Raw genomic sequence first — 13626 nt, 5'->3', positions numbered from 1 at the left:
GATGCCATGAAGAGAGGCGAGGGGGCTCGACCGATGGCGCTAGTGGATCTGAATCGGCAGTTCTGGCGGGACCAGCAGGCGGCTGCCATTCTTGGCTTGTTTGGCCTGCTGTTGTTCTGGTGGGGGTATGGATGGGTGAAAGGGCTGCTCTTTGGCCTGTCGGTCATGCTGATACAGCAGCCCGCCATCTGGTGGGGGCATCGTCGTCGCTAGTTCTTATGTCCGGCTTGCCGTTCGGTTTGAAGCGGGCCTAGAGTCTCGCCAGACACTCCGTCACGAGGAGGCATGGTCATGCGGGTACTCGTTGCAGCGTTGATGGGTGGCATCGTGATGTTCATCTGGGGTGCCGTGGCACACATGGCACTGGGTCTGGGCAATGTCGGCATGCGACAGCCCGTGGCCGAGGACACCGTGCTGGCCGCCCTGCATCCGGGGCTGGGTGAGCAGCCGGGGGTGTTCATTCTTCCTTCGGTGGACCCGGCGAAGATGGGCGACAAGACCGTCATGGCCGCCTATTCGGCCAAGGCAAAAGCCTCGCCCTATGCCTTCATGGTGTACATGCCGCAGGGTGACGACCTCTCCGACATGAGTGGTCAGCTGCCCCGGCAGTGGGCGTCCGATACCTTGTCCGCGCTGATGCTGGCCTTCGTGATGGGGTTGGCCACTTTCAGCTTCATGACGCGACTGGGCATTGCGCTGGCTGCCAGCGTGTTCGCCTGGCTCAGCACCCTGGTGCCGTACTGGAACTGGTATCGCTTCCCCACCAACTTCACCCTCGCGGCGCTGGTGGAGCAGGTCATCGGCTGGCTGCTGGCCGGCGCGGTGATGGCGTGGTGGCTGGGCAGGGACGGGCGGCGCAGGGGTTGATGGAGTCGGCACACGGCTCCGGGCAATGGCTTGTCCTCCCGGCCCGTGGCGGGAGGACGAGCCTGAAAACCGAGTCAATGTCCCGCCCGCGCGCTCCGCATTGCCCCCCGGCCACCCCGGCAGCGATAATCCGGGGTTCCAAGACATTCAACGGGATGGATCATGCTGGACCCCGCACTGCTGCGCTCGCGCCTGGCCGAAACGGCCGCCCGCCTCAAGGAAACCCGTGGCTACGAACTCGACGTGGCCTCCATCGAGGCGCTGGAAAGCCAGCGCAAGCAGCTGTCCACGGAAACGCAGGAGCTGCAGAACCTGCGCAACACCCGTTCCAAGGCCATCGGCCAGGCCAAGGCCAAGGGTGAGGATGTCGCCCCGCTGATGGCCGAAGTTGCCGGCATTGGCGACAAGCTCAAGGCCAACGAGCAGGCCCTGGCCGATGTGCAGGCCAAGCTGGCCGACATCGCGCTGGGCATCCCCAATATCCCGCATGAGTCCGTGCCGCTGGGCAAGGACGAGGCCGAGAACGCCGAACAGCTGCGCTGGGGCACCCCGCGTACGTTCGACTTCGAGATCAAGGACCACGTGGACCTCGGCGCCCGCCACGGCTGGCTCGATGCCGACGCCGGCGCGAAGCTCAGCGGCGCGCGCTTCACCGTGCTGCGCGGCCAGCTGGCCCACCTGCACCGCGCGCTCGCCCAGTTCATGCTCAACCTGCAAAGCGGCGAGCACGGCTATCTGGAATGCAACGTGCCGCTGATCGTCAACGCGGACGCCATGAAGGGCACCGGCCAGCTGCCCAAGTTCGAGGAAGACCTGTTCTCCACCGAGGTGAACGAGGCCAAGCGTTACCTCATTCCCACCGCGGAAGTGGCACTGACCAACCTGGTCGCCGACAGCATCGTCGAGGCCGACGCACTGCCCATGCGCCTCACCGCGCACAGCATGTGCTTCCGCGCCGAAGCCGGCAGCTATGGCCGCGACACGCGCGGCATGATCCGCCAGCACCAGTTCGAAAAGGTCGAGATGGTGCAGATCGCCACGGCCGAGCAGTCGCACGCCCAGCTGGAAGAAATGGTGAGCCACGCCGAAAAGGTGCTGCAGCTGCTCAACCTGCCGTACCGCAAGGTGCTGCTGTGCACCGGCGACATGGGCTTCTCCGCCATCAAGACCTACGACCTGGAAGTGTGGCTGCCCAGCCAGAACACCTACCGCGAAATCTCCAGCTGCTCCAACTGCGGTGATTTCCAGGCCCGTCGCATGCAGGCCCGCTGGCGCAACCCCGCCACCGGCAAGCCCGAGCTGGTGCACACGCTCAATGGCTCCGGCCTGGCCGTGGGCCGCACCCTGGTTGCCGTGATGGAGAACTACCAGAACGCCGACGGCTCCATCACCGTGCCCGACGTGCTGCGCCCCTACCTGCGCAACCTCGAACAGATCGCCTGAGGCCCATGGCATGAGCAGCACGCGCTGGGACAAAGTTGAACTCACCGCCAGCTACACGCTGCTCACCATCCTTGCCACCGAACTGCTCACCCGCCTGGGGCTGTGGACCATGTTTCCCATCCCCACCGTGGACCTGGTGCTGAGCATCATCGCCACCGTGCTGGTCATTGGCGCCTTCTGGTTCGCCCGCACCAGCCGCCCGCTGCGCTTTGGCATCATCGCCTTCGCCGCCGCCACGCAACTGGTGCCCATGGTGATCCGCCAGCCCATACTGCTGCTTCCGCTGGTCGGTGCAGCCGTCCCGGTGGCCATCATGCTGTGGGCGATGATTGCCTTATCGAAAAAAGGGCAGGGAAGGACGAGCCATTCCTGATAGGATGGCCTCCCTGCGACGACGCGTAACCTTTCAGCTCGTCATTCCTGCGAAAGCAGGAATCCAGTGACTTTTGCGGCCTCGCCCTAGTCATGGAAAACCAAACCCGGAGAGATGGCCGAGTGGTTTAAGGCAGCAGTCTTGAAAACTGCCGTAGGTGTAAGCCTACCGTGGGTTCGAATCCCACTCTCTCCGCCAGTAATAGAAAAATAGCCCTTGTAAATCAAGGGCTTTTTATTTGCCTTGTATTTCAGTATGCCACAGGGTATGCCATTGGCGTTTGATGCTAGTTGTGCCCCGTTGCGTGTCTGGATCATCGCTTCGGCATCGATACGCTCGTTGTGCAAACTCCAATACAGCTCCGCATTGTCTTCGGCGTTGAGCGCAGGTATTGGGCGGGAGAGCCTTAGGCTGGCGTCCTAGTTATCTCGCATGACTCCCGTAAACTCCCGTCAGACAACATGCCAGAACAGGGACGGGGATCAATGGACAAGCTTCGTTTTCAGGTCGACTCGCGTCTAGCGACTTTGCTGAGTCAGGAGTACGCGTCAACCGAAAAGGCCATCAAGGAGCTCGTTGACAACGCCTGGGATGCGGATGCTGACGTGGTTCGCATTGACTTGCCGGCCCCGATGACAGACGAGCCGCTGACGATTACGGACGATGGCAGCGGGATGACTGAGGAAGAGATCTCCCGTCACTACCTCTTCATTGCGAGGGACCGACGTTCTAGAAGAGGCGAGCGAACAGCGGCCAAGAAGCGGCTGATCAAGGGGCGCAAAGGCATCGGCAAGTTCGCCGGGCTCATGGCCGCGTCTGTCATGGCTCTTGAAACCCGAGCAAGAGGTCGATGCAGTCGGCTTCGGCTGACCATGGAGGATTTGGCGCAGGTCCAAGATATCGAGCAGTTGCCGATCAGCCATCAGGTTGAAGCCTGTTCAGAAGACCGGCATGGCACAACGATTGTCCTGACACAGTTGCACCAGGGTCTTGCCTATCCCGATCCAGACAAACTGCGTCAGGTGCTTCTGCAGGAGTATGGACGGCAGGACGACTTCACCATCTTTGTCAATGGAAAACGGCTCGACATCGATGACATAAGAGGGTCGTACAACGAGGAGGTAGAGACGCTTCCGAGCGTGGGCGAGGTCCGTTTGCGTTTTGCCATCAGCGATGGAAAGACAGGGCTGCGCCAACCTGGCATAACTCTTCGTGTCGATGGTAAGGCAATCGGGAAGCCAAGCTTCTTTGGCTTAGATCGGAGCGAGGACTTCCCCCGCAAGTTGCTCAATAAAGTTTTCGGAGAGATCGATGCCGATGGTCTTGGGCCGCATGTGACGGCTGGTTGGGACGGTATCGTCGAGAATAGTGAGCTTGCCCAGGCGGTTGAGGCCTTCGCTCAGGCGAAGCTGCGAGCAGGCTTTGAGGAACAATACGGTCGAGACATACAGCTCGCTCAGGCTCGTATGCAAAAAGCTGTTCAGGAACGGCTGGCAAAACTTCCTGAGTACAAGCGTGAATTTGCAGAGCGGGCTATCAAGCGCGTGCTGGACCGGTATTACGGAGAGCCCGAGTCAAAAGTCGAGCCAATGGTGTTTGTCTTGCTCGAGGCACTCGAACGCTCCGACTACAGAGCGCTCATGGAACATATCGCCGCGGCTACACGGGGTGACATCGGCGCCATTGCGGATGCGTTGGACCAGTTCGGCCTTGCGGACATGTCGTATCTGGTCCAGCAAGCGGAAGGGCGGTCACTCTACCTGGATCAACTCGAACGCCTGGCGAACGAAACCAATACGCTCGAAAGCCAGATGCACCGAGCGATTGCGTCCAATCTATGGATTTTTGGTTCTCAGTTTTCACTTTTCAGTTCGAACCAAACATTGAAGAGGCAGATCGAGGACTACCTCGGTAAGGCGTTCAAAGGTTCTAATGCATCCAAACGGCCCGATCTGCTATTGAACGAAAATCTACACGGCGAGTACTTGCTCATCGAGTTCAAGCGCCCGGGACACGCTTTGCGGCACGAGGACTACCAGCAGGTTACGTCTTACCGAAGCCAGCTTGCCTCTAACACTGGCAAGTCCATTCGGGTGTTGCTGCTCGGTGGGAAGCGGGGGAGCGATTTGCCTCTCGGCGCTTATGTGGAACCAAATACAGAAATCATGCTGTTCGGCGATGTCATTTCATCGGCAAGACGACAGGTCGAATGGCTCTTGCGTAGATTGCCCTGATGGAGAGGATCCCGGCGAAGACCGGGATCCTCTTAGTGGCGGTTCACCAGATGGTTGCGGGTCACGCCTCCACAACGGGAGGGAATAAGACGGAATCTCGTGCTGGTGAGTAGCGAGCCCCTTGCCTTGCGGCGGCGGCGAGCTGCTTTGCGTCCCAGCCGGTCTTGGTCAGGTGTGCAACGACATCTGGGGTGAGCGGTACTGTGTCCTCTTGACCAATGATCTCATCAAACTTCCGTTCGACCGATCTGGAGGCTTCCAAATAAGGGCGGAGCCGATCCAAGGGGAAGCCCGCGATGGCACGCGCCCCGATCTCAGGATGCTCGGTTTCGACGATGAAGAATTCGCCGCGTAGTTCGAAGGTGCCGTCCCAGAGAATTTCAAGCTTGGTCGGTAGATCCCTGATGTGTGCTTGCTGACGCTCACCTCGCCAGACCAGGCAAATCGCGCGATCGTGCGTCGGCTCGAGCAGCCACGCGTCGCCTGTTCCTGTGGAGAAGAGAACAAACGGCTGACTCCGGGTTGCCTCGGGGCCGGTTCGGACTATCCGGATTTCGCCGGCTTGCTCGGCCAAGATGACAGCCTCAATTTCAGCGAGAAGGCCTCGAGCAGCTTGGGTTCGCTCTGTCTCCTCCAGGCACTTGATCACATGGTTCCAGTGATCGTAACCCGCGCTCTGGGCAACCTGGTCAAGCAGAGACACGTGAGAACCGGCGCCTTCCCGCTGGAGACGCTTAGCTTGCTTCTTGAGGTTCTTGACCTTAGAGGGATAGGTCGGAATGAAATGCATGACTGACTCCTTCTGCGGGCAAACGCCAGGTGCTCACTGCCCAGATTCGCCACAGGAAGGGAATCAGACGAAGTCAGAGTGGATGTCGTCCCGCAAGGGTTTGCCAAGGTGAGCAGCAGGCGCCGACCGCGCCCATGGCGCAAATATAACAAGCCCTCCCCAAAAATCTAGAGGCACCCCCGGGGCTTGAAAAGTCGCCGCGCAGGGTCCCTGGTCACGCAGGGCATGTCAAAATGAAGTGGATGGGTCGCCATGAGGGCGTCCTAAGCTATTGACGGAGAAAGATGTTCCAATGAGCGCCCTGCATGATCTGCTCGACACCTACCGCAACGCCGCCGTCACCGAGCGCGAAAAGGGCACCTACTTTGAAGAGCTGATCTGCGCTTACTTTCGCAACGAAGCGAAGTACAAGGACGACTACGAGAAGGTCTGGACCTATGCGGAGTGGGCGCGAGAGCAGGGCATGGATGCGCGGGACACCGGCATTGACTTGGTGGCTCGCACGCGTGGCACCAGCGAGTTCCACGCAATCCAGTGCAAGCTATACGCAGAGGACTACAAACTCCAGAAGGCGGATATCGACAGTTTCTTCACCGCTTCGGGTAAGAAGCCCTTCGTTCATCGCATCATCGTCTGCACGACCAATCTCTGGTCGGATCATGCCGAAGAGGCCCTTGTCGATCAGCGGCCGCCGGTAAGCAAGATTGATCTGTTTGCACTGGAATCCAGTCAGATTGACTGGGCCAAATTCAAAGCGCTCCAGAAGGTCGAGCTGCGGGCCAAGAAGAAGTTGTTGGATCACCAGGACAGTGCTGTGCGGGCCGTTCTGGATGGCTTGTCCAAAGCCGATCGCGGCAAGATGATCATGGCTTGCGGAACTGGTAAGACTTTCACCAGTTTGAAGATTGCAGAGCAGGAGGCGGGCAAGGGTAAGCGAGTGCTCTTCCTGGTTCCGAGCCTCGCGCTTTTGTCGCAGACCCTCACTGAGTGGACGCAGGAGAGCGAAACGCCGCTTCACAGTTTCGCCGTGTGCTCCGACAGCGACGTTGGTAAAAAGAAGCGCCGTAAGGAAGATGACGAGGTGCAAACCTTCGTCCATGAATTGCGTTTCCCGGCCACGACGGATGCACGCCGGCTTGCCCAGGTCATGAAAGTGCGCCACGACGACGAACACATGAGCGTGGTGTTCAGCACTTATCAATCCATTGATGTGATCCATGATGCCCAGCACAACCACGATCTGGAAGCATTCGATCTGATCGTTTGTGACGAAGCCCACCGTACCACGGGCTACACCTACGCCGACGAGGATGAAAGCCACTTCGTCAAGGTCCATGACGCCGACTACATCCGAGGCGCCAAGCGCCTTTACATGACGGCTACTCCGAAGATTTATAGCCCGCAAGCGGAGGCGGAAGCCGAGCGGGACGGCGTGGAAATCTACGGAATGAACAAGGAGGAGTGGTTCGGCAAGCAGCTCTTCCTCATCACCTTTTCTGATGCGGTGAAGCGTGGCCTCCTTGTGGACTACAAGGTGCTTGTGTTGGCTGTAGAGGAGAGTTACGTCAATAGAAAGCTGCAAGCCCTCCTGGCAGGCGATGACAACCAAATCAAGGTGGATGACGCGGCGAAGATCATTGGCTGTTGGAAAGCCCTGGCGAAGCAGGGGCTAACCGATGACCTGTTGGACGACCATGAGCCCATGAAGCGGGCTGTGGCGTTCTGCCAGGTGATTGACATTGCCAAGGGTGCAAAGACGCACAAGGTCAGCTCCAAGAACATCGCGGGAATGTTCAAGGCTGTCGTGGACGCTTACCAGGAGGCAGAGGACATCGACTCCGATTCTTGGCTCACTTGCGACGCTCAGCACGTGGATGGTGGGATGAATGCCAGCATCAAGGAAGAAAAGCTACAGTGGCTGAAGGCCCCGGTAGAGGACGGCACCTGCCGCGTTCTATCCAACGTGCGCTGTCTCTCCGAGGGCGTGGACGTACCAGCGTTGGATGCAGTGTTGTTTCTGACCCCACGCAACTCGCAGGTCGATGTGGTGCAGTCCGTTGGGCGCGTGATGCGCAATGCGCCCGGAAAGAAGAGGGGCTATGTGATTCTCCCCGTGGTGATTCCAGCTGACGTAGAGCCGGATCAAGCCTTGAATGACAACAAGACATATGCCGTGGTGTGGCAGGTCTTGCAGGCGCTTCGTTCCCACGACGATCGTTTCGACACGATGATTAATAAGCTCGATCTTGTCGGGCATGACACGAAGAAGATGGAAGTCATCGCTGTCACCGACAAGGTGCAGCGCAAAGTGGCTAATGCCTCGGTTGGAAAGTCGAACCGAGCGGCAGGAAGAGGTCAGTTCGGCATTGGGTCGCCCGAGCCCAAGTATGGCGAGAAGCCCGACCAGGGCCAGCTGGCCTTCGAGATCGGCATCATTGAGAAGGCAATCTACGCCAAGATTGTTCAGAAGTGTGGTGATCGCCACTACTGGGAGAAGTGGGTCAAGGATATCGACAAGATTGCCCGTACCCACATCAGTCGCATCCGGGAAATTGTCGCAAATCCCAACAACACGTCTGAGCGTGCAGCGTTCGATGCATTCGCTGCGGAGCTGCGCGACGACTTGAATGACAGCATTACCGATGAGGAAGTCATCGAAATGCTGGCGCAACACCTCATTACGAAGCCGGTCTTCGATGCGCTGTTTGCTGGATATAGCTTTGCCCAGCACAACCCAATGAGCCAAGCAATGCAGGGTGTGTTGAACGCTTTAAACGAGCATCGGCTGGACAAGGAGGCCGACACGCTTGAGGAGTTCTACGAGAGTGTTCGCGAACGAGCTTCGGGTCTGAAAACTGCTGAGGGCAAGCAAAAGATCGTCGTGGAGCTGTATGACAAGTTTTTTGCGAACGCTTTTCCGAAATTGAGGGACAAGCTGGGCATCGTCTACACCCCGGTAGAGGTTGTTGACTTCATTATTCACAGCGTTGCACACCTGCTTCAGGCTGAATTTGGTCAGTCGCTTGGTGACAAGAACGTCCATATCCTCGATCCGTTCACAGGGACGGGAACCTTCATCACTCGTCTCTTGCAGAGCGGGCTGATTTCACGGGAGCAACTGCCTTACAAGTACAAAAGCGAGATCCACGCCAACGAGATTGTGCTGCTGGCTTACTACATCGCGGCGATCAACATCGAAGAGGCGTATCACGACTTGGTCGGAGGTGAATACGAGCCTTTCGAGGGTATCTGCCTAACTGATACGTTTCAAATGTATGAGAAGGAGGATCTGGTTGACCAAATCCTCGTGGACAATAGCAGCCGTCGCAAACGTCAGAGAAGTCTGGATATTCGAGTCATTCTGGGTAATCCACCCTATGCGGTGGGGCAGGATGATGCGAACGAGAACAACAAGAATCTTGAATACAAGCATCTTGATCAGCGAATTGCGGAGACATATGCGGCGCGCTCAAATGCGACGCTGTCTCGCAATCTCTACGATAGTTACATCCGCGCGATTCGCTGGGCCACGGATCGGCTTGGCGACAGTGGAGTGATCGGCTTTGTCACGAACGGTGGCTTCCTGGATGCCAATGGAACCGACGGATTAAGGAAGACCTTGGCCGAGGAGTTTTCCAGCATCCATGTGTTTCATTTGCGTGGAAATCAACGCACGCTGGGTGAGCTTTCGCGAAGAGAAGGCGGAAAGATCTTTGCGGGTGGAAGTCGAGCTCCCATCGCGATAACGCTTTTGGTGAAAAATCCGGCAGCCAAGGAGCATGGCTTGATCCGGTTTCACGATATTGGGGACTACCTCTCCCGCGAAGAGAAGTTGCAAAAGATTGATGACTTCAAAAGTATCGTCGGGATCGATAAGGCGGGGGGATGGGTTCACATCACTCCAAATCAACATGGAGATTGGCTCAGGCAGCGAGACGATCGCTTCGCCCAATTCATCGCCATAGGCGATAAGAAGGGGGATGGTCCTCGTCTTTTCGAGAACTACTCTCTAGGCGTGTTTACGTCGCGCGATAGCTGGTGCTACAACGCTTCAAGGGGCACTCTTGAGGCCAACATGCGATCCATGATCGCTTTCTACAACGAAGAAGTTGGCCGTTTTTCAGAGGCCTATGGCAACGCGGATCGGAAAACGCGTGCAGCGAATGTGGATGGATTTGTCGGCGCTGATGCAACCAAGATCAGTTGGTCTCGTGGCCTGAAGCAAGAATTGTTGAAGGGCAAGACTTATCAGTTCCAAGCTGACGATGTGATCCAGGGTATCTATCGACCCTTCAACAAACAGTGGTTCTACTTCAATCGCCGCTTCAATGAGATGGTCTTGCAGATGCCACGGTTGCTTCCGGATGCGTCTGCCAGCAATCGATTGATTGTGATTCACGGTCCGGGTGAAACATTGCCATTTACGGTATCGATGGTTGATGTGGTCCCAAACCTACACTACCTGCACGGCGGACAGTGCTTTCCGCTCTATCTTTACGATGGCGTGGACGGCGAGGCAGAGAGCCCGGAAGGCCTCTTCTCAGGAGAGGATAAGAAGCCGGCGGGTCGACGAGATGCAATCACGGATGACGGGCTGGCGCACTTCCAAAGCGCATATCCGGGTGAGGAAATCAGTAAGGAAGACATTTTTTACTACGTCTATGGTCTATTCCATGTGCCGGATTATCGGGAGCGCTATGCCGATAATCTCTCCAAGGAATTGGCTCGAATTCCTTGTGTCAAGCAAGCTAGTGATTTTTGGCTGCTATCCAGGGCTGGACGCGATCTCGCCGATTTGCACATCAATTATGATCGTGCGTCCCCGTATGCCGCTCAGATCGATACGGGCGGCAGAGTCCTGTCCGATGAGGACTATCGGGTCGTAAAGATGAAGGTGCCGAAGAAGGGGAAAGAGAAGGACTTGAGTACCTTGATTTACAACAACTTCATCACCGTCAGGGGCATCCCGGCGGAAGCCTACGACTATGTGGTCAACGGCAAGCCTGCTTTGGTCTGGGTGACCGAGCGCCAGTGCAAGGAACTAGATAAGGCTAGTGGGATCGTTGACGATGCCAATGATTGGGCCATTGAGACGATGAAGAACCCACGTTATCCATTGGACCTCTTTCTTCGCGTGATCACCGTGAGCCTAGAGACGATCAAGATCGTGCGCGGGCTTCCGAAGTTGCACGTCTGAGGTGCAACGGGTCAGACCCCTTGGTCTGACCCGATATTCCAGAATTACCCTATTACGGAAATGTGGCGTCCAGGTCGTTTAGAGCGCCAAGGATGCGGCGGACTGTGGGTTCCTCGAAGTCCTCTCGGTCCGCTTCCTCATGCGTGCCCTTGTTGAGCGACATCCAGGCCAATGAATTTGGCTTGGCCTTAAGGATGGATTCCAGGCGGTCCCTTCTGGTCACCCATGGCTCGACCAGGCCGCCGCTTGCAATGCCTTGATTCAAGGCTTTGACCAAACCTTGGGTGACATTACTAAGTTCAGGTGATGCTCCTGGACGACTTAGTGTTAGTGCGAGAGTCGAGGCAGCCGGTATCTGTTCTGCTAGCTTCTTCCAAGATCGTGTCACGAGATTCTCGAGTGCACGCCGACAATGCGCGAGCGCGAATCGCGCGTTTCCGTCATCCACCTGCTGCGTTGCCAGCTGCAGGTAGTTGCGCGTACTTCCTCCGGTCACAATCGGATGATGATCGCCAGCGTGATGGCGAAGGACATACAGCGATGCGCCCTTGGCGTGGTTGTTGTGAATGTCCTTAATGAATTCATTGCTATGGCAGGTGATGATCCATTGCTTCTTGATTAGGTCGGGATGCCCAAAAAGCGTGTTGCGGATCCCCTCCCGATGATCGTGGTCAATGGCATTAACGGCATCATCGAGCAAGACGACGGGTAGCTTGAGCTTGACGTTCTTCGCCAGAAGAATGGCCATTCCCAAGCAACGCAGGTGCCCTTCGCTCAGAATAGCAAGTGCATTGTGCCAACGACTCGGGTCGCCATTGAAGGCAACCTCAATGGCATCACCGCCGCGAAGTGGAAGGCGTAATGCATGGATGAGATCCGAGGGTGCATCCAGGTGGTTGAAGCGATTGTAGATGTCAATGGTGACCTCATTGAGATCTGCCATCAGCTGTTCCGGCAGTCCTTCACGATAGGCCTTTAATGCCTCAAGAAATCCCTTGTAGGCTTCGCCGATCCGCACTTGTATCTGGTGTTCGGTAGCCTCAGTGTTCACTTCTTCTTGAAGCTTGGCATTGTCCTGCTCAAATACTGCTAGTCGAGTGCGGGCCTCTGTAACGTCTGCATCAAACTGAACCTGGCGGCCATGCACCTGCGCCAGTTCCGTCCTGGCGGCTTGAAGACGGTCTCTCTCCGACTCTAGTTCCTGGCGACGTGTCTGTTCGAGCGCAAGCGCCTGATCCTGGCGTTGGAGGGCTCTGGCGGCCGCCAACAGCTTGTGCCAGTCCGCTGCACCATATGTGTCCTTCGCCGGATCAAAGGCTGGCAACTCAATGGCAGGCGCCAGAGAGGCAGCCTTGCTGATGGTGGTCTCAATGGCTTGGATCAATTTTCCCCAAACACCCTCTGCCCGTGATCGAGCTGCAGTAGCGCGCGCTTCCAGCGCTGCCAACTCCTGTAGGGCAGCAAGGCCCTGCGTCGCGCGATGAAACGGATTGGTGGTAACTGAATCTAGTGGCGTCTCGCAGGCTGGGCAAAGGTCGGGGGACGTACCCTCCATGTTGACGACCGCCTGATAGAGATCTCGAAATGAAATCTCTCGGCTGCGTGCCGCCAGTCCCTCGTGCGCGACTGCGACTTGTTGTTTGAGATCCCTGCCTTCACGCCTCAACTTGATCAGGGTTTGGACCGCTACTCCCGTCGGCGAGGGCAGTGGCTTCGCCAGCGCTGTCTTGATCTCGCTGAGCCTGCCGGGTTGCTCCGACGTTCCGATCCGTGCTCGCAGTGCTTCGTAGGTCAGGCCCGATTCAAAACTCTCGGCAATGGCCATGCGTTCTTGGTTGAAGGCCTGGTGCGTCGCTTGGACAGAGTCGATCTTGCGTTGGTCTTCGGTAATGCCAGCCTTCAGCAGTGCGAGCTGATCGGCTTTGGGTCTTGTCAGTGTGAGATGCGAGTCCAGCGTGTTTCCAAAGCGCGTGACAAATTCGTCGAACTCGCTGAGGCCGAAGAGAGCGGCGACCAACGGTGTCGCCTTCGCCGTTCCCCGGGCACCAATGCGGGCAAATCCCTCAATGCGGTTGCGTTCGATGATGATGAAGCGGTAGAGCTCTTCATCCGGCCGGATTGTTACGTTCTTGCCGTTGGCATTCACCTGCAATTGCGGCGGCACATGCCGCCCTTCATGGATGTTATCGAGATAGCGCTTGACTGAACGTTCTCGCTCTTCCTCGACCCGGCCAAGTAGGGCAAGCTCAATAGCTTCGCAGAGACTGCTTTTGCCCGTGCCATTGGCACCGAGGATGAGAACGACCGGATGGTCAATATCGAAAACTTCCGGGCGTCGGAAGCCGCGAAATGGGCCCACCTTCAATTCCGTTATGCGGTTCCAGTTGATAGCCGTCGTTGTGCCTGTAGCCGTTGGTACTGGAGTGTGATCAGCGGCCCAGTCCTGGCGTAAGAGGGGGGCCAAGAGACGAGAGCGTTGACCGCCGGCATGGCGTGTCTCGGCAACAGCGGTCAGGTTATGCTCAATGATGGAGCTAACCCTACGCACGTCGTCTGACGGCTGTTTGCCGTCAAGCCAAGTCTGGAAACGATGAAATTCCTCTGTCAGTGCCATCTTGGCCCCCCTGTTCCTGTGGGGCTATTTTGCCGACTATCACTCTCATGTGGCGAGTCGTGCCTGGCGGGACTGCGACGGGTCGGTCGGCTTTGGTCGTTGTGCTAA

At 57.4% G+C, this 13626-nt stretch carries 8 protein-coding genes and 1 tRNA gene; 7 read left to right on the top strand and 2 right to left on the bottom strand.

Translation table 11 applies throughout. The features are described 5' to 3' along the window. Positions 1 to 42: 42 nt before the first annotated feature. The 6 genes from H8F01_RS21235 to H8F01_RS21210 all read left to right on the top strand — a co-directional run bounded on the left by H8F01_RS21235 (position 43) and on the right by H8F01_RS21210 (position 4917). Positions 43 to 213: a hypothetical protein gene (locus H8F01_RS21235; protein ID WP_187056987.1), complete on the top strand. Its 171-nt coding sequence runs from the start codon at positions 43 to 45 to the stop codon at positions 211 to 213. 78 nt (positions 214 to 291) lie between these two features. Continuing rightward, entirely contained in the window at positions 292 to 867 is a 576-nt protein-coding gene (locus tag H8F01_RS21230) for a hypothetical protein (RefSeq protein ID WP_187056986.1), read from the top strand. A gap of 162 nt (positions 868 to 1029) precedes the next feature. Beyond that, positions 1030 to 2310, top strand: a complete 1281-nt coding sequence (gene serS, locus H8F01_RS21225) for a serine--tRNA ligase (RefSeq protein ID WP_187056985.1) — start codon at positions 1030 to 1032, stop codon at positions 2308 to 2310. A gap of 10 nt (positions 2311 to 2320) precedes the next feature. Next, positions 2321 to 2683 (top strand): LrgA, encoded by a 363-nt coding sequence (locus H8F01_RS21220; protein WP_187056984.1) that lies wholly within the window; start codon positions 2321 to 2323, stop codon positions 2681 to 2683. 108 nt (positions 2684 to 2791) lie between these two features. After that, a tRNA-Ser gene (locus H8F01_RS21215) sits at positions 2792 to 2881 on the top strand. A gap of 287 nt (positions 2882 to 3168) precedes the next feature. Beyond that, a complete protein-coding gene (locus H8F01_RS21210) occupies positions 3169 to 4917 on the top strand; it encodes an ATP-binding protein (RefSeq protein ID WP_187056983.1) in 1749 nt (582 codons plus the stop codon). A 61-nt stretch (positions 4918 to 4978) separates the two neighbouring features. Here H8F01_RS21210 and H8F01_RS21205 read toward each other — a convergent pair whose 3' ends face one another. Beyond that, complete coding sequence (locus H8F01_RS21205; protein ID WP_187056982.1) at positions 4979 to 5707, bottom strand: hypothetical protein; 729 nt, start codon at positions 5705 to 5707, stop codon at positions 4979 to 4981. Positions 5708 to 5999: 292 nt separating this feature from the next. Between H8F01_RS21205 and H8F01_RS21200 the strand changes: the two genes are divergently transcribed. Continuing rightward, complete coding sequence (locus H8F01_RS21200; RefSeq protein ID WP_187056981.1) at positions 6000 to 10904, top strand: DEAD/DEAH box helicase; 4905 nt, start codon at positions 6000 to 6002, stop codon at positions 10902 to 10904. 52 nt (positions 10905 to 10956) lie between these two features. On the opposite strand, the gene H8F01_RS21195 is transcribed toward H8F01_RS21200, so the two are convergent. Next, a complete protein-coding gene (locus H8F01_RS21195; RefSeq protein ID WP_187056980.1) occupies positions 10957 to 13518 on the bottom strand; it encodes an ATP-binding protein in 2562 nt (853 codons plus the stop codon). Positions 13519 to 13626: the final 108 nt, after the last annotated feature.

The organism is Dyella telluris, assembly GCF_014297575.1.
Classification (GTDB): domain Bacteria; phylum Pseudomonadota; class Gammaproteobacteria; order Xanthomonadales; family Rhodanobacteraceae; genus Dyella; species Dyella telluris.
The sequence above is the reverse complement of the archived record's forward strand: the minus strand, read 5'-3'. Positions and strand labels throughout refer to the sequence as shown.

What these genes read in the sequence shown, in the direction of transcription:
- H8F01_RS21230 (WP_187056986.1), top strand. Translation starts at nt 292, where the DNA reads ATGCGGGTACTCGTTGCAGCGTTGATGGGTGGCATCGTGATGTTCATC.
- serS (WP_187056985.1), top strand. Translation starts at nt 1,030, where the DNA reads ATGCTGGACCCCGCACTGCTGCGCTCGCGCCTGGCCGAAACGGCCGCC.
- H8F01_RS21220 (WP_187056984.1), top strand. Translation starts at nt 2,321, where the DNA reads ATGAGCAGCACGCGCTGGGACAAAGTTGAACTCACCGCCAGCTACACG.
- H8F01_RS21210 (WP_187056983.1), top strand. Translation starts at nt 3,169, where the DNA reads ATGGACAAGCTTCGTTTTCAGGTCGACTCGCGTCTAGCGACTTTGCTG.
- H8F01_RS21205 (WP_187056982.1), bottom strand. Translation starts at nt 5,707, where the DNA reads ATGCATTTCATTCCGACCTATCCCTCTAAGGTCAAGAACCTCAAGAAG.
- H8F01_RS21200 (WP_187056981.1), top strand. Translation starts at nt 6,000, where the DNA reads ATGAGCGCCCTGCATGATCTGCTCGACACCTACCGCAACGCCGCCGTC.
- H8F01_RS21195 (WP_187056980.1), bottom strand. Translation starts at nt 13,518, where the DNA reads ATGGCACTGACAGAGGAATTTCATCGTTTCCAGACTTGGCTTGACGGC.